The 23,279-nt window shown below is 75.3% G+C and carries 19 protein-coding genes; 9 read left to right on the forward strand and 10 right to left on the reverse strand.

Annotation, left to right across the window (positions count from 1 at the left end; all coding sequences use genetic code 11):
- Positions 1-3 precede the first annotated feature (3 nt).
- The 4 genes from ACIA5F_RS15210 to ACIA5F_RS15225 form a co-directional block, all read right to left on the reverse strand.
- Positions 4-516: an NUDIX hydrolase gene (locus tag ACIA5F_RS15210; RefSeq protein WP_399352913.1), complete on the reverse strand. Its 513-nt coding sequence runs from the start codon at positions 514-516 to the stop codon at positions 4-6.
- A gap of 35 nt (positions 517-551) precedes the next feature.
- Positions 552-2,192 (reverse strand): apolipoprotein N-acyltransferase, encoded by a 1,641-nt coding sequence (gene lnt / locus ACIA5F_RS15215; protein WP_399352915.1) that lies wholly within the window; start codon positions 2,190-2,192, stop codon positions 552-554.
- 84 nt (positions 2,193-2,276) lie between these two features.
- Complete coding sequence (locus ACIA5F_RS15220) at positions 2,277-2,792, reverse strand: hypothetical protein (protein WP_399352917.1); 516 nt, start codon at positions 2,790-2,792, stop codon at positions 2,277-2,279.
- Positions 2,793-2,952: 160 nt separating this feature from the next.
- Complete coding sequence (locus ACIA5F_RS15225; protein WP_399352919.1) at positions 2,953-3,744, reverse strand: glutamate racemase; 792 nt, start codon at positions 3,742-3,744, stop codon at positions 2,953-2,955.
- Positions 3,745-4,097: 353 nt separating this feature from the next.
- Here ACIA5F_RS15225 and ACIA5F_RS15230 point away from each other — a divergent pair, with 353 nt between their 5' ends.
- The 5 genes from ACIA5F_RS15230 to ACIA5F_RS15250 all read left to right on the forward strand — a co-directional run bounded on the left by ACIA5F_RS15230 (position 4,098) and on the right by ACIA5F_RS15250 (position 10,523).
- On the forward strand, positions 4,098-5,297 hold the full coding sequence (locus tag ACIA5F_RS15230; RefSeq protein WP_399352921.1) for a glycosyltransferase: 1,200 nt from the start codon (positions 4,098-4,100) through the stop codon (positions 5,295-5,297).
- Between the two features lie 263 nt (positions 5,298-5,560).
- Positions 5,561-6,115 (forward strand): DUF6643 family protein, encoded by a 555-nt coding sequence (locus ACIA5F_RS15235; protein WP_399352923.1) that lies wholly within the window; start codon positions 5,561-5,563, stop codon positions 6,113-6,115.
- A 71-nt stretch (positions 6,116-6,186) separates the two neighbouring features.
- Positions 6,187-7,011, forward strand: a complete 825-nt coding sequence (locus ACIA5F_RS15240) for an MOSC domain-containing protein (RefSeq protein WP_399352925.1) — start codon at positions 6,187-6,189, stop codon at positions 7,009-7,011.
- Positions 7,012-7,301: 290 nt separating this feature from the next.
- Positions 7,302-7,886, forward strand: coding sequence for a hypothetical protein (locus ACIA5F_RS15245; protein ID WP_399352927.1), 585 nt, complete (start codon positions 7,302-7,304; stop codon positions 7,884-7,886).
- A 132-nt stretch (positions 7,887-8,018) separates the two neighbouring features.
- Entirely contained in the window at positions 8,019-10,523 is a 2,505-nt protein-coding gene (locus ACIA5F_RS15250) for a right-handed parallel beta-helix repeat-containing protein (RefSeq protein ID WP_399352929.1), read from the forward strand.
- On the opposite strand, the gene ACIA5F_RS15255 is transcribed toward ACIA5F_RS15250, so the two are convergent.
- Together ACIA5F_RS15255 and ACIA5F_RS15260 are read right to left on the reverse strand one after the other, a co-directional pair.
- The gene (locus tag ACIA5F_RS15255) at positions 10,465-13,056 is read right to left on the reverse strand and encodes a hypothetical protein (protein ID WP_399352931.1); all 2,592 of its coding nucleotides are present in this window, start codon (positions 13,054-13,056) and stop codon (positions 10,465-10,467) included. The two genes, ACIA5F_RS15250 and ACIA5F_RS15255, sit on opposite strands and share 59 nt — an antisense overlap.
- A 341-nt stretch (positions 13,057-13,397) precedes the next feature.
- Positions 13,398-14,525 (reverse strand): PLP-dependent cysteine synthase family protein, encoded by a 1,128-nt coding sequence (locus ACIA5F_RS15260; RefSeq protein WP_399352933.1) that lies wholly within the window; start codon positions 14,523-14,525, stop codon positions 13,398-13,400.
- 198 nt (positions 14,526-14,723) lie between these two features.
- On the opposite strand from ACIA5F_RS15260, the gene ACIA5F_RS15265 reads away from it, so the two are divergent.
- Positions 14,724-15,263 carry an ATP-binding protein gene (locus ACIA5F_RS15265; RefSeq protein ID WP_399352935.1) on the forward strand — a complete coding sequence of 180 codons (540 nt, stop codon included), beginning with the start codon at positions 14,724-14,726 and terminating at the stop codon, positions 15,261-15,263.
- Positions 15,264-15,371: 108 nt separating this feature from the next.
- On the opposite strand, the gene ACIA5F_RS15270 is transcribed toward ACIA5F_RS15265, so the two are convergent.
- Both ACIA5F_RS15270 and ACIA5F_RS15275 read right to left on the reverse strand, forming a co-directional pair.
- On the reverse strand, positions 15,372-16,625 hold the full coding sequence (locus ACIA5F_RS15270; protein WP_399352937.1) for an ROK family protein: 1,254 nt from the start codon (positions 16,623-16,625) through the stop codon (positions 15,372-15,374).
- A gap of 111 nt (positions 16,626-16,736) precedes the next feature.
- Complete coding sequence (locus ACIA5F_RS15275) at positions 16,737-17,438, reverse strand: alpha-ketoglutarate-dependent dioxygenase AlkB family protein (protein WP_399352939.1); 702 nt, start codon at positions 17,436-17,438, stop codon at positions 16,737-16,739.
- 36 nt (positions 17,439-17,474) lie between these two features.
- On the opposite strand from ACIA5F_RS15275, the gene ACIA5F_RS15280 reads away from it, so the two are divergent.
- A complete protein-coding gene (locus ACIA5F_RS15280; RefSeq protein WP_399352941.1) occupies positions 17,475-18,239 on the forward strand; it encodes a maleylpyruvate isomerase family mycothiol-dependent enzyme in 765 nt (254 codons plus the stop codon).
- A gap of 81 nt (positions 18,240-18,320) precedes the next feature.
- Here the strand turns inward: ACIA5F_RS15280 and ACIA5F_RS15285 are convergent, their stop codons facing one another.
- Together ACIA5F_RS15285 and ACIA5F_RS15290 are read right to left on the reverse strand one after the other, a co-directional pair.
- A complete protein-coding gene (locus ACIA5F_RS15285; protein WP_399352943.1) occupies positions 18,321-19,316 on the reverse strand; it encodes a spherulation-specific family 4 protein in 996 nt (331 codons plus the stop codon).
- A gap of 231 nt (positions 19,317-19,547) precedes the next feature.
- Positions 19,548-20,768, reverse strand: coding sequence for a geranylgeranyl reductase family protein (locus ACIA5F_RS15290; protein WP_399353071.1), 1,221 nt, complete (start codon positions 20,766-20,768; stop codon positions 19,548-19,550).
- A 255-nt stretch (positions 20,769-21,023) separates the two neighbouring features.
- On the opposite strand from ACIA5F_RS15290, the gene ACIA5F_RS15295 reads away from it, so the two are divergent.
- Together ACIA5F_RS15295 and ACIA5F_RS15300 are read left to right on the forward strand one after the other, a co-directional pair.
- A complete protein-coding gene (locus tag ACIA5F_RS15295) occupies positions 21,024-22,388 on the forward strand; it encodes a dipeptidase (protein WP_399352945.1) in 1,365 nt (454 codons plus the stop codon).
- Positions 22,389-22,536: 148 nt separating this feature from the next.
- Positions 22,537-23,238, forward strand: coding sequence for an MBL fold metallo-hydrolase (locus ACIA5F_RS15300; protein ID WP_399353073.1), 702 nt, complete (start codon positions 22,537-22,539; stop codon positions 23,236-23,238).
- Positions 23,239-23,279 lie beyond the last annotated feature (41 nt).

Genomic DNA, 23,279 nt, shown 5'->3' on the forward strand with positions numbered 1-23,279 from the left:
GCGTCACGGTCCGGACAGTGACCCGCCAGGTCGGTCGACGACCACGGTCGCGGCCTCGAACCAGGTGGGCTCGTCCCGGCAGGCCCGGTCGATGAGGTCCAGGTCTCCGGGGGCCAGCGGGGGCAGCGCGTCCCTCGCGAACCAGGCGACCTCCAGCGACTCGTTGTCGTTGACCCGTGCCCGCCCGCCGGTCGCCCGGCAGCGGAAGGCGATGTCCTGGTACTGGCAGATGTCGCCGTTGGCGTAGGTGACGGGCGGGAGCATCCGGACGAGGACCACCCGCTCGGGGAGACAGTGGACGGCCGTCTCCTCGTACACCTCGCGCACCACGGTGTCGGCGGGCTGTTCCCCCGGCTCCGCGATGCCTCCGATCGCGGCCCACCGTCCGGTGTCGCGGCGGCGGCCGAGCAGCACCCGGCCCTGGTCGTCGAAGACGATCGCGCTGACGCCGGGCAGCAGGAGCAGCTGGTGCCCGGCGGTGGCGCGGATCGCTCGGATGAACTCGGGTGTGGTCACCCCCCGACCTTACGAGGCCCCGGGGACCGGGCCGGTCAGCGGGCCCGCCGGGCGCGCAGCCGCCCGGCCAGGACGAGGAGGGGTCCGGCGGCGGCGAGGACGAGCAGCGCGTACTCGGGCAGCGGGCCGAGGCGCGTGGCGGGGGTGGTGGTGGAGCGCAGCGGGATCTCGTCGAGGAGCACGTCGGCGGTGAACAGCTCGGTCCGCGAGACGATCCTGCCGTCGGGGCGGATGACCGCGCTGACCCCGCTGGTGACGGGGACGAGGACGGTCCGGCTGTGCTCGACGGCGCGGACCCGGTCCATGGCGAGCTGCTGGTAGGTCATCTGGGTCCGGCCGAAGGTGGCGTTGTTGCTGGGCACGGCGATGACCTGGGCGCCGCCTCGGACGGTGGAGCGCACGGCGTCGTCGAAGGCCGCCTCGAAGCAGGTGACCATGCCGATCCGGCTCCCGGCCATGTCGAAGACGCCGGGGTCCTTGCCGGGGCCGAAGTCGCGGCGGACCCGGTCCACGTCGGAGCTGAAGAGCCGGACGACGGAGCGCATCGGGATGCGTTCGCCGAAGGGCTGGATCTTGCGCTTGTCGTAAGTCTCGGTGGGGCCCTCGACGGGGTCCCAGAGGATCATCGTGTTGCGCAGCGGGCCGGACTCCGGGGAGAGGACGGCGCCGACCGCGACGGGCACGCCGATCGCCTTGACGGCCCGGTCGATGACGGCGTAGGCGTCGGGCTCGGTGTAGGGGTCGAGGTCGGAGGAGTTCTCCGGCCAGACGACGAAGTCGGGCTGCGGGGCGCGACCGGCCTTGACGTCCTCGGCGAGCTGGAGGGTGCGTTTGACGTGGTTGTCCAGGACGGCGCGGCGCTGGGCGTTGAAGTCGAGGCCCATGCGGGGCACGTTGCCCTGGACGACGGCGGTGACGGCCGTGCCGTCCTCGGGCGCGGCGGAGACCAGGGGGCGGGCCGCGAGGGCCGCGCCGACCGGGGCGACGACGGCGAGGGCCGCGAGGGCGGCGGTGGCGCGGCGGGGGTTGCCGCGGGCGACGCGCAGGGCTTCGTAGAGGCCGAATCCGCACAGGACGACGGCGAAGGAGAGCAGCGGGGTACCGCCGAGGGCGGCGAGCGGGAGGAAGAGGCCGTCGGCCTGGCCGAAGGCGAGCTTGCCCCAGGGGAAGCCTCCGAAGGGGGCCCGGGCGCGCAGGGCCTCGCCCGCGACCCAGACCGCGGCGGCCCACAGCGGCCAGGCCGGGAGCCGGCCGACCAGGGCGATGCCGAGGCCGGTGAGGCCGATGAAGAGGGCTTCGAGGGTGGCGAGCGCCAGCCAGGGCACCGGGCCGACCTCCTCGCCGGTCCAGACGAGGAGCGGCAGCAGGAATCCGAGGCCGGTGAGGAACCCGAGGCCGAAGCCGGGGAGGGCGCGGCGGCCGTGGAGGCATCCGGCGAGCAGGGCGAGCGCGAGGGGGGCCAGCCACCACAGGGGCCGGGGCGGAAAGCTGAGGTAGAGCAGCACACCGGCGAGGAGGGCGAGGGCCGCGCGGGCCGTCCGGGCCCCCCTGCGCCTCGCGGGGGTGTCCTCGGGGGTGCGCGTACGGGTGGCGGGGGGTGCGGCGGCTTCGGTTCGGGCTCCGTCGGCGGACCGCGGGTGCTCGTCACCGGCCGCTCGGGTGACACTGCTGCTCATCTGGCGGAGTGTACGTCCCCGCACGTCGGGGCCCGGTAGGAGCCCGGCCGGGCCCGCTCTGCGGGGGTGCCGCAGGGCGTCGTGTCACCGCGCGACGGCCCGCAGGTGGGCGCGGATGACGCGGACGGCGTTCTCGGCGTCGTCGACGGTGACCGTGAACAGCTTCCCGTCGCCGAGGCGCAGCTCCAGGCCCTCGCCGCGGCGGACGATGACCGCGGTGCCCTTGTCGGGGCGCCAGCGGTAGCCCCAGCCGCCCCACTGCTGGGGGGTGATCCGGGGCAGGAACTCGGCGGAGGTGACCTCCGCCATCCGGATCGTGCGGCGCGGCAGCCCCATGTGGCCGCACCGTACGTCCACGGCCTCGGCGTCGACGCGCACGGCGACGTGGACGAAGGCCAGGGTGCCGTAGAGGATGAGGAGTCCGGCGGCGAGGCAGCCGACCACCGCCATGAGCAGCGCGAGGACGCCGGAGGTCCAGGCGTAGTCGACGGCGATCTCGATGCCGAGCACCAGACAGGCCACACCGGCTGCGGCGAGCAGCCACTGTGCGCGGTTGGAGGCCCGGCCCGTCCAGAGCGGACCCGGGGGGTGAACCGTCATACGTAGCAGCGTACTCACGTTCCGCACACGCGCCACCGCCCCACACCCCCGCCAGGCCCCACCCCCACCCACCCGGCGGCTCCCGGCGGCGGGGCCGGGTGAAGCCGGGGGGGCTTGGGGTGGGGCTGGCGGGGTCTGCGGGGGCGATGTTTCGGTGGGGTCAGCCGACGGGGGTGGTGCGGCCCGCGAGGAGGCGGCCCTCGGCGTAGCCGAGCGCGGCGGCGGGGAGGCTGGAGGGGCGTCCGCTCTGCAGCACGGTGAGGCCGCCCGTCCGGGGCAGGGCGGGCTCGGGGTGTGCGCCGAGGCGGCGCAGTGCCTGGACGGCCACGGGCTCGGCGGAGCCGTGGAAGGTGAGCTCGGCGCCCCCGGTCCGCGCGGCCAGGGCGGCGCGGACGGTCGTCTCGACCAGTTCGTAGTGCGTGCAGCCGAGCACCACGTCGGTGACGTCGGCCGGGGTCAGTTCGGCCGCCGCGGCGACGGCGGCCACCACGGCGGCCTCGTCGGCGGCCTCCACGGCGTCGGCCAGCCCGGGGCACGGCACCTCGGTGACCGCCACCCCGGCGGCGAAGTCGCGGATCAGCGCGCGCTGGTAGGGGCTGCCGGTGGTGGCGGGGGTGGCCCAGATCGCCACGCGTCCGCCGGAGACGGCGGCGGGCTTGATCGCGGGGACGGTCCCGATGACCGCGATGGCGGGCTCCAGCTCGGCGCGCAGGGCGGGCAGGGCGTGCACGGAAGCGGTGTTGCAGGCCACGATCAGCGCGTCGGGGTGGTGGGCGGCGGCGGCGCGGGCGACGTCGAGCGCCCGGCGGGTGAGGTCGTCGGGGGTCCGCGGCCCCCAGGGCATTCCGTCGGGGTCGGAGGACAGGACCAGCTCCGCGTCCGGCCGGAGCCGCCGTACCGCGGCGGCGGCGGCGAGGAGGCCGATCCCTGAGTCCATGAGCGCGATCTTCACCTGGTCACCTTAGTCGATGCCCCCTCTCGCGCCCGCCGGGCGGCCGGGGCCGGGGGCGCGGAACCAGCCGTCCGCGGGCGGCCCGCCCACCTCACCGCCCGGCCCCGCCCCGTCACCGCCCGGCCCCGCGCGGGGCCGGTCCCGCGTACTCCACCGGCCCCTTGCGTCCCACCCGTACCGCCGTACCGCCGTACCGTCGCGCACCGGCCGGCGCACCCCTTGCCACGGCCCGCCCTCGGCCCGCCGCGCCCCACCGGCCCCCGGTTCCCCCTGCGGCCCGGCCGGCCGGGCCCGGCGCACCCGGTTCCGCCCGGGTGCGCGACACTCCCCGCCGGGCGCGGCACACTGCCGCCATGGGCCCCCTCACCGCCACCCTCACGGCCTGCACGGCCTTCGCCTCCCTCGCCGCCTGGCTCTGGCTCACCCTCGCCCAGGGCATGTTCTGGCGTACCGACGTCCGTCTTCCGCCGCCCGCCGCCCCGGACGGGCGCCCCGACCGCTGGCCGTCCGTCGCCATCGTCGTCCCCGCCCGGGACGAGGCCGGGGTGCTGCCGCTCAGCCTGCCCTCCCTCCTCGCCCAGGACTATCCCGGCGAGGCCGAGATCATCCTGGTCGACGACGGCAGTACCGACGGCACCGGCGACCTCGCGCTCCGCCTCGCCCGCGAGCAGCCCGGACTCCCCCTCACCGTCGTCCGCCCCGGCGACCCGGCCCCGGGCTGGACCGGCAAGCTCTGGGCGCTCCGGCACGGCATCGCGTGCGCCCGCGGCGCCCACGCCGCCGAGCCCGAGTTCCTCCTCCTCACCGACGCCGACATCGCGCACGAGCCCGACAGCCTCCGCGAACTGGTCGCCGCCGCGACCGGCGCCGATCTCGACCTCGTCTCCCAGATGGCGCGCCTGCGGGTGGTCAGCTTCTGGGAGCGGCTCGTCGTACCGGCCTTCGTCTACTTCTTCGCCCAGCTCTACCCCTTCCGCCGGATCAACCGCCCCACCGCCCGGACGGCGGCGGCGGCCGGGGGCTGCGTGCTGCTGCGCACCGGGGCCGCCGTCCGGGCGGGTGTCCCGGAGGCGATCCGTCAGGCCGTCATCGACGACGTCTCGCTGGCCCGCGCGGTCCAGCGCTCCGGTGGCCGGATCTGGCTCGGGCTGGCGGAGCGGGTGGACAGCGTGCGCCCGTACCCCGCCCTCGGGGACCTCTGGCGGATGGTCTCGCGCAGCGCGTACGCCCAACTGCGCCACCAGCCGCTCCTGCTGGCCGGGACGGTCGCCGGGATCGTGCTCGTCTACCTGGTGCCCCCGGCCGCGCTCCTCGTGGGTCTGGCCGCCGGGCGTCCGGCCACCGCGTGGGCGGGCGCTCTCGCCTGGCTGCTGATGGCGGGAACCTATCTGCCGATGCTCCGCTACTACCGCCAGCCCGCCGTGCTCGCGGCGCTGTTGCCGTTCACGGCGCTGCTGTACCTGCTGATGACCGTCGACTCGGCCGTGCAGCACTACCGGGGCCGCGGGGCCGCGTGGAAGGGCCGTACGTACGCCCGGCCCAGCGACGCGTGAACCGGGGCGCGGGGGTGGACCGGTGCGACGGCGAACCGGAGCGATGCCGTCCGATGTCACTCGCGGTGACGTTCTGTCAGCGTGAAGTCGGTGCAACACGCACCGGGCGAGGACAAGCAGGAACAAGCGGGGCGGAAGGAGCGAATCCCTCACGTGAACGGGAAGCGAAGGGTACGGCCCTGACCTGCGAATATGCAGGTCAGGGCGGTGTCCGCGCCACCTCGCTATGGACCCCGTGAAGCCGTGGGCTTAACTTAGGTCCCATGACCTCCCCCCGCTCCACTTATGGCGGCGGTTACTACTCCGCGCCCTCCTTCTCGGACACCCCCATCTACGACTCCCTCGTCGCCGAACGCGGCACCCCGCAGATCGCCCCCATCCGCGTTCCCGCCGCCTACGAGTCCCCGAGCGCCGGATATGCGAGCGGTGGGTACCTCCCGGCCCTCCCGGCGGCGCGCCCCGCGCTGCCGCCGGCGCCTCCGCACCACCAGCAGCAGCAACAGCACCAGCACCAGCACCAGCACGCCCCGGCGTACGGGTACCCGTACCAGCAGCAGCAGCCCGCGCCCCAGCCGATGCCGCTCCCGCACGCGCCCGTCCCGTACGTCCCGCAGCAGCAGCCGCTCCCGGCCCACGCGGGTCCTGCGGGGTACCTGCCGCAGCCCGTGCACCAGCCGCCGCGTCCGGTGACCACGGCCGCGGGGTACGAGTCCATGCGCCCGGCCGCCGCGCCCCGCCCGGCGCAGGCACCCGTCGCGGTCCCGACCGCCCCGTACGAAGATCCGTACGGCCGTCCCTACCAGGGGCGGGGCTACTGACCGTTCACCGGGACGACCGTTCCGCCGGGACGCCCTGAAACGGCGCGGAAGGCTCCTGGCAGGATGCTGCCATGTCGAACTTGCATGTCCAGGCGCTCCACGTCCATCCCCTGAAATCGGTGGCGGGCACCGCTCCTGACGAGGTGGGCGTGGAGCCCTGGGGCCTGTCCGGGGACCGGCGGTGGGCGCTGGTGGACACGGAGGGCACGGTCATCACCCAGCGCCAGCGGCCCCGGCTGGCGCTGGCGTCGGCGCGTCCTCTGGAGGGCGGCGGGTTCGCGGTGTCGGCGCCGGGCATGGCCGAACTGGTCGTGGAGGTGCCGGAACCCGGGCCGCTGGAGCCCGTCGTGCTGTTCGGGAAGAAGATCGACACCGTCGTCGCGGCGAGCGCGGCGGGCGACTGGTTCAGCGCGTACCTCGGGGCGCCGGCGCGGCTGGTGCACCTGGACGATCCCGCCGTGCGCCGGCCCGTGGACCCGCGCTACGCGCTGCCGGGCGAGACGGTGAGCCTGGCCGACGGCTACCCGCTGCTGCTCGCCACCCTCGCCTCCCTGGACGCGCTCAACGCGCTGATCGCGCGAGGGGACCACCCGGAGGAGGGCCCGTTGCCGATGAATCGTTTCCGCCCCAATGTGGTGGTCTCGGGCGGTGGCGCCTGGGCCGAGGACGGCTGGCTGCGCGTCGCCATCGGCGACGCCGTCTTCCGCGGGGCCCGCGAGTGCGGGCGGTGCGTGGTCACCACCACCGACCAGGCGACGGCGGAACGGGGCAAGGAGCCGCTGAAGACGCTGGCCCGGCACCGCAGGATCGGGAAGTCGCTGGCCTTCGGGCGCCAGCTGGTGCCGGTGCGGGTGGGAACGGTACGGGTCGGCGACGAGGTCCGGGTCCTGGAGTGACATCGTGACATCGTGGAGCGGCACCGCGGAATAACACCTTCGAGGGGCTCTGGCGCCTCGCTGGAACCAATGGGCGGGGTCGGGCCGTTGGAACGGTCAGGACGTGTGGGAGCCCGGGGGCGGAAGGTGCGCGGGGATACGCGCACCGGACCGGGTCGGACGGGTCCTCGTGTGGCCCGGAACGCGCGTCGCCGGGCACGCGGCGGGCCGGGCGCGCGCGGACAGACGGAGGCGAGGGGGTGCCGACCGTGCGGACGGCGATGGGTGTGTGGCGTTGGAGGCGCAATCCGTTGCGCCGGCCGACCGATCTCTTCGAGGCGTGGGTGGCGTTCGCGGCGCTGGTCTGCTTCCTGGTGGTGGCTCCGGCCGTCGGCTGGGTCGCGGGCCTGAGGGTGGACGGCACCTTGCAGCGCGCCGCTCACGAGCAGCGGCAGGAGCGGTACCTCGTCCCGGCGGTGGTGGTCCGGCCGGCGGCCGACCGGGCCGGGTCGACCGGCCGGGCGCAGCCGTCCGACGGTCCGGGCGCACCGCGGCAGACCCCGCAGCGCAGCCTGATCGTGGCCTCCTGGACCGGTCCCGACGGCAGCAGCCACGAGGGCACGGTGCCGGCCGCGGAGGAACCCCCGCACCCCGGCGAGCGGTTCCGGGTGTGGACGGACCCGCGGGGCCGGCTCGTGGGACAGCCGCTCGACCCGTCCTCCGCCTCCTTCCACGCGGGGGCGGCGGGGCTGGCCATCGCGCTCGGCGCCGCCGCACTGGTGGAGACGGTCCGGCGGCTGGTCGTACGAAGGCTCATGCATCGGCGGTACATACGTCTGGACCGCGCGTGGGCGGCGGCCGGGCCGGACTGGGGACGGGCGGGCACGGGCATCTGAGCGGGCGTCCCACCGGGCCCGCGCGCGCTACGGTGGAGCGGCCAGATCATTCGCTCCGGTCGCTTCGGTCTCCTTCGCGTGACGTCCGTCGCACCGGCAGCGCGAGTACGAGGGCGGGGGCACGACAGCACCATGGCTCAGGGCACGGTCCAGGTGACGCACAGTGGGGCTTCTCGGTGGCGGCGGCGCTCCGGTGAGTACCCGACGCTGACCGCGGCGCTGGCCGTCGCGGGCGACGGGGACGTCCTGTCCATCGCCCCCGGTACCTACCGGGAGAACCTGGTGCTGCTCCACGCCGTCACCCTGCGCGGGCCCGAGGGCGCGCCGGGGTCGGTGCGGATCGCCCCGCCCGACGGGGTGGCGCTGACGGTGCGGGCCTCGGCGGTGGTCCAGGACCTGCACCTGGAGGGCCAGGACCGGGCGGCGCCCGCGCTGCTCGTGGAGGACGGCGCCCCCGAGCTCACCGGGCTGCGGGTGAGCACCCGTTCGGCGGCCGGGATCGAGGTGCGCGGCGGGGCCCGGCCCCTGGTGCGGCGGTGCACGGTGGAGAACCCGACCGGGGTCGGGATCTCCGTCCTGGACGGCGGTGGCGGGGTGTTCGAGGAGTGCGAGGTCGTGGCCGCGGGCCAGAACGGGGTCTCGGTGCGCGACGGCGGCCGGCCGCGGCTGGAGCGCTGCCGCATACACCACGCCACGGGCGCGGGCATCGGGGTCACCGGCGAGGGCTCGGTCCTGGAGGCGGTGGGCTGCGAGGTGTACGAGATCAACGGCGCCGGGGTGCGGATCGCCGCCCGCGCCACGGCCAGGCTCACCGACTGCTCGGTGCACCGCACCTCGGCCGACGGGGTCACCCTCGACACCGACGCGGAACTGACGCTGACCGGCTGCGACATCCACGACGTCCCGGAGAACGCGGTGGATCTGCGCTCCCGTTCGGTGCTCACCCTCAGCCGCACCACGGTGCGGCGTTTCGGCCGCAACGGTCTGTCGGTCTGGGACCCGGGCACCCGGGTCCTCGCCGAGTCCTGCGAGATCCACGACAGCACGGGCGACTACCCCGCGGTGTGGGTCAGCGACGGGGCCACCGTCTCGCTGGAGTCCTGCCGGGTCCGTGACGTGCCGGACGCGTTGTTCGTGCTGGACCGGGGCTCGCGCGCCGATGTGGTCGACTGCGACCTGTCCCAGGTGCGCAACACCGCCGTCTCGGTGACCGACGGGGCGACGGCCCGGCTCGACGACTGCCGTATCCGGGAGGCGGCCACCGGGGCCTGGTTCCGCGACCACGGCAGCGGCGGAACCCTCGCCGGCTGCACCATCGACGCGGTGCAGACGGGTGTGATCGTCACCAAGGGCGCCGACCCGGTCCTGGAGCGCTGCACGGTCACCTCACCCGCCGAGTCGGGCTTCTACGTCTCCGCGGGAGGCCGGGGAACCTTCACCGGTTGCACGGTGAGCGGAAGTTCCGGTTTCGGTTTCCATGTCATCGACGGCTCCCGCACCACGCTCACCCGCTGTCACACCGAGCGGTGCGAGCGCGGGGGCTACGAGTTCGCCGAGGACGGGCCCCTCGCCGAGGAGTGCACGAGTGACGAGTCCGGGGTGTGGCCCCCCGCGCGGCCCGCTCCGGGCGTCGGCCCGGCCGGGGCCCGGGCGGGCATCCTCACGGCCGCCGAGGCGCGGGGACCCGTGGAGCGGGCGGCCGGTGTGCCCGCGTCACGGCCCGCGCCGCCGCCGGGCCCGGCCGTGGCCCCCGCAGAGGACCCGGCGGGCCCGCAGGCCCCGGTGGACGCGCCCGGGGGTGGAGCGGCGCGGGGCTCCGGCGAGGTGCTGGGCCAGCTCGACGCCCTGGTGGGGCTGGAGAGCGTCAAGCGCGAGGTCCGCGCGCTCACCGACATGATCGAGGTGGGCCGCAGGCGGCGGCAGGCGGGGCTCAAGGCGGCCTCGGCGCGCCGGCACCTGGTCTTCACCGGCTCCCCCGGCACGGGAAAGACGACCGTGGCCCGGCTCTACGGGGAGATCCTCGCCTCCCTCGGGGTGCTGGAGCGGGGGCACCTGGTCGAGGTCTCCCGGGTGGATTTGGTCGGCGAGCACATCGGGTCCACGGCGATCCGTACGCAGGAGGTCTTCGACCGGGCGCGGGGCGGGGTGCTGTTCATCGACGAGGCGTACGCGCTGTCGCCCGAGGACTCGGGCCGGGACTTCGGGCGCGAGGCGATCGACACCCTGGTGAAGCTGATGGAGGACCACCGGGAGGCGGTGGTGGTGATCGTCGCCGGGTACACGGCGGAGATGGACCGTTTCCTGGCCGCCAACCCGGGCGTGGCCTCGCGGTTCTCCCGGACCATCGCCTTCGGCGACTACGGGCCGCAGGAACTGCTGCGGATCGTGGAGCAGCAGGCGGAGGAGCACGAGTACCGGCTCGGGGAGGGTGCCTCCGAGGCGTTGCTGACGTACTTCACGGAGTTGCCGAAGGGTCCCGCCTTCGGCAACGGCCGCACCGCGCGCCAGACCTTCGAGTCGATGGTCGAGCGGCACGCGGGGCGGGTGGCGCAGCTGTCGGAGCCGAGTACGGACGAACTCACCCTGCTCTTCCCGGCGGATCTGCCCGCTCTACCTGCTCTGCCGGCGCCTTGCTGAGCCGCGGGGCCGGAACCCCGCCCGCGCCCGGTGTGTCGCCCGTGCCCGGTGTGTCGGCCACGGGACCGGGCGCGGCGGGTGCGCCCGGTGCCGGGGTGACGGCCGGGGTGTCCGTGACGGCCGGGGTGTCCGGTGCGCCCGGTGCGTGTGACGCCTCCGCTGCGACTACCGCCGACGCGGCTGGGACGGATGCGGCGGACGGGACGGGTGGTGTGGACGGGGCGTCCGTCGGGGCGGCGGTCCGGGCCGCCGGGCCCAGCCGGGCGAGCAGGGCGTCGCGTTCGGCGGCGAAGGCCGGGTCGGCCTGGTAGTCGAGGTGGCCGAGGATCGGCGCGGGCAGCGGGTGGCGGGAGCTGCGCCCGTAGGCGATCGGGTCGGCGAGCGGGCCCCGGTCCACCCCCTCCCCGGTACCGGCCAGCACCGGCCCGCCGATGGGGTCGGTGGCCCGCCAGAGGTTGCGCCAGCAGTCGACCTCCCGGTGCAGCGCGACGAGCTGGCCGGGGCCGAAGAAGGCGGGGAACCAGCGGCTGTAGAGGCGGCCGATCGGGGAGCCGTAGGTGAGCAGGGCGACCCGGCGGCGGACGGCGGGGGCGAGCTGCCAGACGGCCGCCGCGGCGAGCACGCTGCCCTGGGAGTGGCCGGAGATCACCAGACGGCCTCCGGTGCGCTCGGTCCAGCCGGTCATCCGCCAGGTCAGGTCGGGGACGGCGCGCTCGGCGTAGCAGGGCGGGGCGAAGGGGTGGGCGGCGCGGGGCCAGAAGGTGCCGATGTCCCACAGGATGCCGATGGTGCGGCGGGCGGCGGCGTCCCGGTAGGCGCGGCGGCCCCAGGTGACGAAGAGGACGAAGCAGAACCCTATGAGCCAGGACCCGGCGCCCTGGGCGGCGCGGGCGGCGGTCTCCAGGAGCGGCTGGGCGCCGCGGGCCGCCTCGCCCGGGACCTTCCCGGTGAACCAGGCTCCGGCGAGGGCGCCCGCGCCGAGCAGCAGGGTGGCGCCGGCCACGGTGGCCATGAAGCAGGGCGCGGAGTCGGTGAACGCGGCGGCGGCGCGGGCCCCGGCGATCCGGAGGCTGCGGTCCCGGTCCGGGGTCTCCCCCGGGTACTCGGCGGCCACGGCCGGGGCCAGACGGCGCCGGACCAGGGCCCCGCGCACCGCGAACCAGGCGACGAGCAGGGCGAGGACCAGGAGCAGCGGGGGCAGGACGGCGGCCTGCCAGGACAGCACCACGGGCGGCCCGGGGAACGGGGCCCCGGGAGATCCGGGGGCTGCCCCGCCGTCCAGCCAGTCGGCGACCCGCTGGGCGACCCCGCCGGACATCACCCCGCCGAGGGCGCAGCCGAGCATGGCGACGGCGGGCCCGCCCAGACCGTTCAGGGCTGCCGCCGGATCGGGGTCGCGGTGGTGGAGGTATCCGGCGACGGCGACGAGGGCGAGGACGCAGCAGCCCTGGCCGAGCATGAGCAGGCCGAAGGCGAGGTCGCCGGGGAGCCGCCCGGCGGAGGTCCAGTCGGGCCGTGACCAGCAGGCGTGGAGCAGGACGGCGACGAGGAGGGCCAGGGCGCAGCCGGGCAGCAGGGTGATGGCGGCCCGGTCGAGGCGGTCGTCGGCCCGGTCCTCGGTGCGGCCCCGGCGGCAGACGACCCAGACGACGGTGACGGCCCCGGCGGCGAGCAGCCCCTGGACCGCCCAGCCCAGGGCTTCGAGCGCGGGGGCGTCGGCCCGGCGGTCGTGGCGGACGGTGGGCGCGGCGACGGTGGCGGCGACGGTGAGCAGCCCGGCGGCGGTGTGCGCGGCGCGCAGTCGGGCGACGAGCCGGCGGCCGTACCAGAAGCCGGGCCGGCCGAGCGCGGGCGTGGGGTCGTCCGGCCGGTCGGGTCCGGCGGTGCCCGCGGGCGGCGGCTGGGACTCGTACGCGCTCCACGTGCGGTTGGACAGGAACCAGAGCAGCCAGGTCAGGGCGACCGGGACCAGGGCGCCGAGTGCGAGGCGGCGGCCCGGCTGGGTCCACCAGCCCGCGTCGGCGGGGTCCGGGCCGGGGGCCAGGAAGCGGGACCACAGTCGGGAGCCGGAGCAGGCGCCGGAGCCCGCGCACTGCCAGGCGAACAGGTCGAGCGCGACCTCGCAGGCCGCCGCGATCAGCAGCACGGTGAGGCTGAGCGCGAGGATGCGGACGAGGAGCCCGTACACACGGACCACGTGCGGGCAGGGGCCGGTGGCGGGCGCGGCCGGGCGGGCCCAGTGGGCGAGGTTGACCACCATGAAGGGCAGGAGCAGCAGCCACAGGGCGCGGGTGCCGTTGCCGGAGGTGAGCCGGGACCAGCAGTACGCCTCGGCGACGGGGCCGTCGGTGTAGCGCTCGGGGTGGGACTCCGCGTCGGCGTCCTCGGCGCGGCGGAAGACGGCGGCGGTGGAGTCCCCGGTGACGCGGACGGTGTGCGGGTCGGAGAGCAGCTCGCCGGGGGCGGCCCCGGCGACTCCGTGGACCAGGAGCTCAAGGGAGAGCGGCGGTCCCCCGACAGCGGACGCGGGCACGGGCACAGTAGCGGCCCCGGTCCCGGTCGCGGGCACGGCCCCGGGCGGTGGGGACGGCCTGGGGAGAGGAGCGGGTGTGGGAGTGGGGGTGTCCGGCACAGCGACCTCCGCTCGCGGGGCGGGATCGGCGCGGCCCGTCGTCCCGCGCAGAGGTACCCCTGCCCCGGCAGCTCACCACGGGAAACCGCCCCTGAGCGGACATTTGACACAGAGAACCCTCCGGAGCGGCGGGAACATGCGTTCCACGCCCCACCCACCGGGGGCGGCCGGCCCGCCGACCCGGCCCGCCGGGACCGGACTCCACCGCGACGACGGGCCCGGGAGCCCGGCCGCGCCGGGGGTCAGGCGCCGGGCTCGCGCCAGACCCCGGTGGTCAGCAGGGTCTCGACCGTCCGCGCGTACGGGGCGATGTCGAGCCCCTGCTCCGCCAGCCACGCGTCGGAGTAGTACTTGTCGAGGTAGCGGTCGCCGGGGTCGCAGAGCAGGGTGACGACACTGCCCGTGCGGCCCTCGGCCACCATCTCCGAGACGATCTTCAGCGCGCTCCACAGGCCGGTCCCGGTCGAACCGCCCGCCTTGCGGCCGATGGCCCGCTCCAGGGCCCGGCAGGCGGCGACGCTCGCCGCGTCCGGGACCTTCATCATCCGGTCGATGGCGCCCGGCACGAAGCTCGGCTCCATCCGGGGCCTGCCGATGCCCTCGATGCGCGAGCCGAAGTCGCTGCTCGCGTGCGGGTCGTTCGTGGTCCAGCCGTCGAAGAAACAGGAGTTCTCCGGGTCCGGGACGCAGATGCGGGTGTCGTGCTGCATGTAGTGCACGTAGCGCGCGATGGTCGCGGAGGTGCCGCCGGTCCCGGCGGTCGCCACGATCCAGGCGGGCTCGGGGTAACGCTCCAGGCGCAGTTGCTGGTACATGGATTCCGCGATGTTGTTGTTGCCGCGCCAGTCCGTGGCCCGTTCCGCGTAGGTGAACTGGTCCATGTAGTGCCCGCCGGTGCGGGCGGCGAGCTCCGCCGACGCCTCGTACATCTTCATCGGGTCGTCCACGAAATGGCATGCGCCGCCGTGGAATTCGATGAGGCGGCACTTCTCCGGGCTGGTCGTGCGCGGCATGACGGCGACGAACGGGACGCCGATCAGCTTGGCGAAGTACGCCTCGGAGACGGCGGTGGAGCCGGAGGACGCCTCGACGACCGGGCGGCCGGGGCGAATCCAGCCGTTGCACAGGGCGTAGAGGAAGAGCGAGCGCGCGAGGCGGTGCTTGAGGGAGCCGGTCGGGTGGGTGGACTCGTCCTTGAGGTACAGGTCGATGCCCCACGCCTCGGGGAGCGGGAAACGCAGCAGGTGGGTGTCGGCGGAGCGGTTGGCGTCCGCCTGGACCTTGCGGACCGCCTCCTTGAGCCAGGCGCGGTACTCCGGGTCGCTGCGGTCGACGTCGACGGTCGTGGCAGTCGTACGGGTGATGCTCATGCGCCGTGCTCCTTCGTGCTTTCCTTCGCCACCTGCTTTCGCAATGTACCTCCCCCACCTGCGCAAACAGTTTCTTTGGGTTTCCATGCCCAGGGCTTTCGGTCGCGTTCGGTTGCACAGCCGGGAACCGTGGGTGACCCTGGTGGAGCATTACCGAGGGTGCAGCACCCGTAACACTCATGTCGGGGAGTCGCAGCCGTGATAATTCATTCCCGCAGGCACTGCGTCGTGGAACTGCAGGCCCTGCCCGCGCGGATCGGTCAGATCCGCAGAATCGTTTGCGCGCAATTGCGCCACTGGCAGCTCGATCAGCTCATGGACCGGGCCGCGCTCGGCGTGACGGAACTGCTCAGCAACGTCCACCGCCACGCGCAGCCGGACAAGACGTGCACGGTCGAGATCGAACTCCGCCTCGGGCGGCTCACGGTCTCGGTGTACGACAGCGATCCGAGACTCCCGGAGCGGCGGGCCGCGGACACCCTGGCGACCTGCGGACGCGGGCTCGCGCTCGTCGAGGCGGTCAGCGAGGCGTGGGGCGCGCGGCACCGGGCCGACGGGCCGGGCAAGGTGGTCTGGTTCTCGCTCCGGGCCGTGCCCGTGACGACGACGCCGCGCCGGGTCCGGGTCGGGTCCCGGCCCGTACGGGAACCCGCGCCGGCGGTGGTGGTCGCCGTGGACCCCGGAGCCGTCCCGCTGGGCGTGCCGGTGGCGGCGTCGGCGGGCGCCAGGCCCGGGTAGGTCCCGGAAGCCACCGGGGGCGGGGCGGTGCCGGGGCCGCCGACGGGCTCCGCCGGGCCGGGAGGGCTGGCCGGAAGGGCTGGCCCCGGGCCTCGTCCCCCTTCGGGCTCAGGCCGCCGCGCCCAGGGCACCCAGCGGGTCGTCGAGCACCGGCTGCCACGCCAGCTCCGCCGCGCCCACCAGGCTGTTGTGGTCCAGGGTGCACGCCAGGATGGGCACGCCGCCGCTCCGCCCCCACAGGCTGCGGTCCGCGACCACCGCCCGCAGCCGTTCGGGGTCGGCGTGCAGCAGCTCCCGGTGCAGCCCGCCGAGGATGATCCGGTCCGGGTTCAGGATGTTCACCAGGCCCGCGAGGCCCAGGCCGAGCCGGTCGATGAGTTCCTCGGCGGCGGCCCGTACCGCCGGGTCCGCGTACTGCTCGCGCAGCAGGTCGCGGGCCTGCTGGAGCAGCGACACCTCGGGGCCGGGCGTACGGCCCGCCCTGGTCAGGAACGCCTGCGGGTCCGCTTCCACGTCCAGGCAGCCCCGGCTGCCGCAGTGGCAGGCCCGCCCCTCCGGGTTGACGGTGAGGTGGCCGACCTCCAGGGCCAGGCCGGAACTGCCGCTGTGCAGGCGGCCGTCGAGGACCAGCGCGCCGCCGACCCCGCGGTGACCGGTGGCCACGCACAGCAGGTGCTGCGCGCCGCGGCCCGCGCCGTGCCGGTGCTCGGCCAGTGCCGCGAGGTTGATGTCGTTGCCGGTCAGGGCCGGGCCGTCGATCCCGGCCCGCTTCACGCACGCGGCGAAGATGGCCCGTACGGGAGACCCGGCCGGCCAGGCCAGGTGCAGCGGGTTCAGTGCCGTGCCCTCCGGCTCCGCGACCGCCGAGGGGACCGCGAGCCCCGCGCCGACGCACCGCCGCCCGCTGCGCGCGAGCAGCGCCGCGCCCACCTCGACCACCGCGCCGAGCACCTGCGCCGGGTCGGCGGAGACGGTGACCTTGCCAGGGGCGGTGGCCACGATCCGGCCGCCGAGACCGACCAGGGCGGCCCGGAAGCCGTCCGGGTGCACCTGTGCGGCCAGCACGACCGGGCCGTTCTCGTCGACGGAGAGCCGGTGCGAGGGGCGGCCCTGGGCCCCGCCCGCGCCGCCGGGCCGGGAGTCGACGCGGATCAGCCCGAGCGCCTCCAGCTCCGCGGCGACCGCCCCCGCCGTGGCCCGGGTGACACCCAGTTCGGCCGTCAGGACGGCCCGGGTCGGGGCCCGGCCGGTGTGGACGAGCTCCAACGCCGGGCCGAGCGCGCCGCGGCCCCGTTCCAGTCTGGTCCGCGTGGACACCGTGGTCACATCCCCCACCCGCGCCGGGGCCCCGTTGCCGTTCATGACAGCGATCCTCGCACGACCGGAGGACACCGGACGCCCCGCGACGGCCCAGGCCGTCCCTTTCGGATCGTGCCCCGCCCGCGCCGACCGGCACGACCCGAAAGGGACGGCCTACCCACGGGTGAGCCCGCTGGTGAGCCCGCCGACCCGGAGCGTGACGTTCAGCCGGCCGGTCAGCCCGAGTCCGTGCGGGGCGGTGCCCGGCAGGACCCTCGGCACCCCGTGGAACGCGAGCCTGCCCGGACCGCCGAAGACGAACAGGTCACCGCTGCGCAGCTCGACGTCGCGGTACGGGCGCCCGCGCGTGGCGGTGTTCCCGAAACGGAAGACGCAGGTGTCGCCGAGGCTGAGCGAGACCACCGGGGCCGGTGACCGCTCCTCGGCGTCACGGTGCATGCCCATGCGGGAGTCCCCGTCGTAGAAGTTGATCAGCGCGATGTCATAGGGCTCGATGTCATAGGGCGCGGTGTCGTACGTGACGTCGCCGTCCGGCGGCGGGTCGTACGCGGCGGCCACCGCGGCCCGGCCGAGGCCGGCGAGCCACGGCGGCAGCGGCTTGACCGGGGCGCCGTCGCCGTCCACGGCGGTGCGGGCGTATCCGTACGGGTACCAGTGCAGCCCGAGGCAGACCTGCCGGGCGGTCATCACCCCGCCGCCCGGGGTGCGTACGGTCCGCAGGCCGGCCGGGGGGCGGGCCCATTCCCGGCAGGCCGCCAGCAGCCGCGCCTGCCGGGCCGGGCCGAGCCAGTCGGGCAGGTGCACGGCGCCGGGGGCGATCGTGGTCCGCTCGCGCGGGAAGAGTTCCCCGTCCATCCCTCCATTGTCACGGGCCGCTGCCAGACTCCGGGCATGAAGATCACCGATTACGTGGAAACCCTGGCGCGGGAGGGCGCGCTGCTCGCCGCGGCGGCCGGACGGGCGGGCGTGGACGCCACGGTGCCCACCTGTCCCCGGTGGCGGGTCCGGGACCTGCTGGGGCACACCGGCGCGGTCCACCGCTGGGCGGCCGGGTTCGTCCGGGAGGCCCTGACGGAGCCGGTGCCGTTCCCGGACCTTCCGGAGCCGGCCGACGACGAGGTGCTCCCCTGGTACCGCGAGGGCCACGCGGCCCTGGTGCGGACCCTGGCCGGGGCCCCGGCGGACCTGCGGTGCTGGACCTTCCTCCCGGACCCGCCCTCGGCGGCGGCCTTCTGGGCGCGGCGGCAGGCCCACGAGACCACCGTGCACCGGATGGACGCGCAGGCCGCGCTCGGTGTCGCCTTCTCCCCGGTGGAACCGGGGTTCGCGCAGGACGGCGTGGACGAGCTGCTGACCGGTTTCCACGCCCGGCCGCGCAGCCGGGTCCGCACCCCGGAGCCCCGGGTGCTGCGGGTCCGGGCGGCCGACACGGGCGCGGTGTGGACGGTGCGCCTGTCCTCGGAGCCGCCCCGGACCGTACGGGGCGACGCGGACCCGGCGGACCCGTCCGGCCCTGCGGGCGCGCCCGACTGCGAGGTGACCGGTGACGCGGCCTGGCTGTACGCGGCCCTGTGGAACCGGCTCCCGCTGACGGGCCCGGGGGTGACGGGCGACCTGTCACTGGCCCGGCTGTGGAGCACGGCCTCCGCGATCTGACCGGACCGCACCCGCACCCGCACGACGGACGGGGCGCGCGGGGCTTTCCCACCTCACCAGGTGATGCACCCGGTCACAGCACTAGCCCAGGGTGGCGGCGTAGCCGGTCTGGGTCCGGTAGCTCCAGCCGGGGCCCGTGTTCCAGGGGTTGGGCATGACCGTGTCCGTGGCGTACGCGTAGCCCGCGCCGCGTTCGAAGGCCGTACGGAGGGTGGTGCGCATGGCCTCGGGGTCCGGGACGTCGTGGACGAGGTGCCAGAACGCCGTTCCGTCCGGGTCGAGTTCGGCGCCGGGCCGGTAGCCGGTCGGTCCGTCGAAGACGTTGCCGCCGGGCCAGCCGCCGCCGGTGTACGCGGCGTAGGTGTCCTCGAAGGTGACGAAGACGTCGGCGGTGCGGTGGCCGGGCTCCAGGTAGCAGTCGGCGATGGCGGTGCCGGGGTTGTTGACGACCAGGTCGGTGGCGGCGGGGTCGACGGCGTGCAGGGTCTCCTGGACGTAGCGGCGCAGTCGCGCGTAGTGGTCGCGGGTGGCGTTGCCGGGGCCGCAGTCGCGGCTGACGACGTCGAAGAAGATGCCGTCGACGTGGAGACGGCCGTCAGGGGTCCTCAGGTAGTTGTCGACGGACGCCTTGACGGCGGCGGGGTCGCGGTTGCCGTGGTCGGTGTGGACGTAGCCGAGGACCTTGGTCCGTTCGCCGGTGGAGGTGGTCCCGCCGCGCAGGGCGTCGGCGCGGGCCTGCCAGGGGGCGTCGAACGGGGAGTCGCCGTTGCCGGGGTTGAGGACGACGACGGAGGCGGCCGGGCCGGTGGCGGTGAGGTCGGCCAGCATCGGGTCGTCGGCCCAGACGTACGCGGGGACGCCTATCTCCAGGCCCCGCACGCCGGGTGCCCTGGGGGTGGGCGGCGTGGTGGGGACCGGGGCGGGCGCGGGAGCGGCGGGAGCGGCCGGGGATGCGGGGGCCGCCACCGGGGGCGGCGCGGCGCGGCGCGCCTGAGCGGTGCCGACGGGCGCGGGCGCGGCCAGCACGGCGGCGGCCAGGACGCCGTAGAGGGCCCGCACGGCACGGCTCCGGGGCATGGCGGTTCCTCCGGTGACGGCAAGGGGTTCGACCAACGGCAGGGGGTTCGACCCGACGAACACTAGACGGAAGATCTGCCGCCCAAGGCTGAACCGCCCTCTTTGGTCCGACGAGCGGGCGGCCGGATCATCGCCCCCACCGCGCGGATCGCCCCTCAGGCCCCGGCGGGGGCCGGCCGGGAGGCCGACCCCGTGGCCCCGGCGGGCCACCGAACCGCCGGGGCTACCGGGTCACCGGGCGCGGCGGGCCCTGCGGGCCGCCTGGTGGGCGTCCAGGGCGTGCAGCCCCTTGCGGGCCAGGGGGTACGTGCGCACCAGGTCGGCCAGGGTGGCCGAGCCCCGGGTGATCCGCGCGAAGGCGTGCCAGGCCGGGCGCAGGCCCGTGATCGCCGCGTGCAGCGTCCCCGGCCGTGCCTCGAAGACGGTGAGCATCCGCTTGCCGACGCCCATCTCCACGCCCAGCCCCGCCTTGACGGCGAAGGCGTAGTTGAGGGCCTGGCGGCGCGCGTCCACCGCGTCCTGCGCCTCGGAGATCTTCACGGCCCACTCCCCCGCGAGCCGCCCGGAGCGCAGCGCGAAGGAGATGCCCTCCCGGGTCCACGGTTCCAGCAGCCCGGCCGCGTCGCCCGCCACCAGGACCCGGCCGCGCGAGAGCGGGGAATCGGGCTTGCGGCAGCGGGTGAGGTGCCCGGAGGAGACGGCCGGTTCGAAGCCGGCGAGTCCCAGCCGGGCGATGAAGTCGTCCAGGTACCGCTTGGTGGCCGTGCCGTCGCCCTTCGCCGAGATGACCCCGACGGTGAGGGTGTCGCCCTTGGGGAAGACCCAGCCGTAACTGCCGGGCAGCGGACCCCAGTCGATGAGCACCCGCCCCTTCCAGTCCTCGGCCACCGTCCGCGGAACCGGGATCTCCGCCTCCAGGCCGAGGTCCACCTGGTCCATCTGGACCCCGACGTGCGCGCCGATGCGGCTCGCGCTGCCGTCCGCGCCGACGACCGCGCGGGCGAGGACCGTCTCGCCCGTCCCGAGGACCACGGCGACGGTGCGGCGGTCGGGGACCGCCGCACCGTGCTGTTCGACGCGGGAGACGGCCGTGCCGGTGCGCACGATCGCGCCGGCCTTCCGCGCCTCGGCGACGAGCCCGGCGTCGAACTCGGCGCGGTTGACGAGCCCGAACAGCATCTGCTTCGAGCGCCGGGTCCGGGTGAACCTCCCGTTCAGGGAGAAGGTGACCGCGTGGATGCGGTCCTGGAGGGGCAGGACGAAGCCCGGCGGCAGGGCGTCGCGCGAGGGGCCGATGATGCCGCCGCCGCAGGTCTTGTACCGGGGCAGTTCGGCCTTCTCCAGCAGCAGGACGCGCCGCCCCGCCGTCGCCGCCGCGAGCGCGGCCGAGGCCCCGGCCGGACCGGCCCCGACCACGACCACGTCCCACACCTCGCCGGTCCCCCCGGCCACCTCTTCGTCCGCCCCCTGAGTGGCCTTCCCCGCTGCGGGGTCGCGTACGTCGTCGCTTACGTCGTCGCTGCTCACGATGTGTTGCTGCTCCTGATCATGCTGTTGCTCCGATGCCGGGGAAATCCTACGGGCGACAGTCCGTCTCGTCCTCCTGTGCGAGGATCGGAACTGTCTTCCGCCGTACCCGGCATACGCTCACACGCGGATACGGGCGGCGTACACGTACACAACGTCGCACCCAAGAGGAGCGTGCCCATGTCCCAGAATCCGATCGCCGAGACCATCGCCTCGCTGATGCCCCGCGCCAAGCAGGAGCTGACCGAGCTGGTGGCCTTCCAGTCGGTGGCGGACTGGGCCCAGTTCCCCCGGAGCGAGAGCGAGGGCGCCGCCGCCTGGGTGGCCGGCGCGCTGCGCGCCGAGGGTTTCCAGGACGTGACGCTGCTGGACACCCCCGACGGCACGCAGTCGGTCTACGGCTTCCTGCCCGGGCCCGAGGGCGCACCGACCGTGCTCCTCTACGCGCACTACGACGTGCAGCCGCCGCTGGACGACGCGGCCTGGATCTCCCCCGCCTTCGAGCTGACCGAGCGCGACGGCCGCTGGTACGGGCGCGGTACGGCCGACTGCAAGGGCGGGTTCATCATGCACCTGCTGGCGCTGCGCGCGCTGAAGGCCGACGGCGGGGTGCCGGTGAGCGTGAAGGTGATCGTCGAGGGTTCGGAGGAGCAGGGCACCGGCGGCCTCCAGCAGTACGCCGAGGCCCACCCGGAGCTGCTGACCGCCGACGCCGTCGTCATCGGTGACGCGGGCAACTTCCGGCTCGGCCTGCCGACGGTGACGGCCACCCTGCGCGGGATGGCCCTGGTCAAGGTGAAGATCGACACGCTGGGCGGCAACCTGCACTCCGGCATGTTCGGCGGTGTCGCCCCCGACGCGCTGGGCGCGCTGATCCGGCTGCTGGACTCGCTGCGCGCGGCGGACGGTTCCACCACGGTGGACGGGCTGGCCTCGGACGCGGTCTGGGAGGGGCTTCAGTACCCGGAGGCCGACTTCCGCGCCGACGCGCGGGTGCTGGACGGGGTCGGGCTGATCGGTGAGGGCACGATCGCGGACCGGCTGTGGGCCCGCCCGGCGGTGACCGTGCTGGGCATCGACTGCCCGCCGGTGGTCGGGGCGACGCCGTCGGTGCACGCGTCCGCCGGGGCGCTGATCAGCCTGCGGGTGCCGCCGGGCATGGACACGGCGGACGCCATCAAGCTGCTGGAGGCGCACCTGGTGGCGCACACCCCGTGGAAGGCGCGGCTGGAGCTGGAGGTCGTCGGCCAGGGCCAGCCGTTCCGGGCGGACACCACCAGCCCGGCGTACGCGTCGATGGCCGCGGCCATGCAGGTGGCGTACCCCGGTCAGGAGATGCAGGTCAGCGGCATGGGCGGGTCGATCCCGCTGTGCAACACGCTGACGTCGCTGTACCCGGAGGCGGAGATGCTGCTGATCGGGCTGAGCGAGCCGGAGGCGCAGATCCACGCGGTCAACGAGAGCGTCTCGCCGCAGGAGCTGGAGCGCCTGTCGGTGGCGGAGGCCCTCTTCCTCGTCAACTACGCGGAGTCCAGGCGCGCCTGACACCGGCCGGTCCTGACCGTGCGCCCCCGCACCCCCGCCCCCTTCCCCACCCCTTTCCCCACCCGGACTTCGCCGACGGCGGACTCCGCTGCCGGTGAAACGGGGGTCCGGAAGGGGGCGGGGTGCGTACGTTCGAGCCATGACGGACATCGACACGGCCGAGGTCGTCCCTGACCGGCTCCACCTCCTGCGCTTCCCCATCGGGCAGGCGTACCTGTGGCGCGACGGGGAGGCGCTGACCCTGATCGACGCCGGTCACGCCGGAAGTGCCGACGCGATCGAGGCGGCGATCCGCTCCTTCGGGCTGCGCCCGGACCGGCTGGAGCGGATCGTGCTGACCCACTGCCACCGCGACCACGTCGGCGCGGCCGGTGAACTCGCCGCCCGCTGGGGTGCGCGGGTGCTGGCGCACCGGCTCGACGCCCCGGTGGTGCGGGGCGGACAGCCGGTGCCGGAGCCCGTGCTCGCGCCGTGGGAACTCCCGCTGTACGCGCACGGCCTGACGGTCCCCGAGGCCCCGCCGACCCGGGTGGACCAGGAGCTGGAGGACGGCGAGGTGCTGCCCTTCGGGGACGGCGCGGTGGTGGTGCACGCCCCGGGGCACACCCCGGGCAGCATCGGTGTGCACCTGCCCCGGCACGGGGTGCTGTTCACCGGGGACTGCGTCGCGTCGGTGGGGGAGGTGATCCTGGGGGTGTTCAACACCGACCGCGCCCAGGCGATCGGTTCCTTCCGCCGGCTGGCCGCGCTGGCCCCGGCCGTGGCCTGTTTCGGGCACGGCGACCCCTTGGTCACGGACACCGCGGCGACCCTGCGCGCGGCGGCCGACGCCGTGTCGGCCACCGGCTGACCAGGTGACCGGGGTGACCGGGGTGACCGGGGTGACCGGGG

It is taken from the genome of Streptomyces sp. NPDC051567, from assembly GCF_044454165.1.
In the GTDB taxonomy this organism is placed as follows: domain Bacteria; phylum Actinomycetota; class Actinomycetes; order Streptomycetales; family Streptomycetaceae; genus Streptomyces.

Coding starts and splice junctions, on each gene's coding strand:
- ACIA5F_RS15260 (WP_399352933.1), bottom strand. CDS start 14,525: ATGAGCATCACCCGTACGACTGCCACGACCGTCGACGTCGACCGCAGC.
- ACIA5F_RS15230 (WP_399352921.1), top strand. CDS start 4,098: ATGGGCCCCCTCACCGCCACCCTCACGGCCTGCACGGCCTTCGCCTCC.
- ACIA5F_RS15275 (WP_399352939.1), bottom strand. CDS start 17,438: ATGGACGGGGAACTCTTCCCGCGCGAGCGGACCACGATCGCCCCCGGC.
- lnt (WP_399352915.1), bottom strand. CDS start 2,192: ATGAGCAGCAGTGTCACCCGAGCGGCCGGTGACGAGCACCCGCGGTCC.
- ACIA5F_RS15250 (WP_399352929.1), top strand. CDS start 8,019: ATGGCTCAGGGCACGGTCCAGGTGACGCACAGTGGGGCTTCTCGGTGG.
- ACIA5F_RS15240 (WP_399352925.1), top strand. CDS start 6,187: ATGTCGAACTTGCATGTCCAGGCGCTCCACGTCCATCCCCTGAAATCG.
- ACIA5F_RS15270 (WP_399352937.1), bottom strand. CDS start 16,625: ATGAACGGCAACGGGGCCCCGGCGCGGGTGGGGGATGTGACCACGGTG.
- ACIA5F_RS15285 (WP_399352943.1), bottom strand. CDS start 19,316: ATGCCCCGGAGCCGTGCCGTGCGGGCCCTCTACGGCGTCCTGGCCGCC.
- ACIA5F_RS15280 (WP_399352941.1), top strand. CDS start 17,475: ATGAAGATCACCGATTACGTGGAAACCCTGGCGCGGGAGGGCGCGCTG.
- ACIA5F_RS15295 (WP_399352945.1), top strand. CDS start 21,024: ATGTCCCAGAATCCGATCGCCGAGACCATCGCCTCGCTGATGCCCCGC.
- ACIA5F_RS15220 (WP_399352917.1), bottom strand. CDS start 2,792: ATGACGGTTCACCCCCCGGGTCCGCTCTGGACGGGCCGGGCCTCCAAC.
- ACIA5F_RS15235 (WP_399352923.1), top strand. CDS start 5,561: ATGACCTCCCCCCGCTCCACTTATGGCGGCGGTTACTACTCCGCGCCC.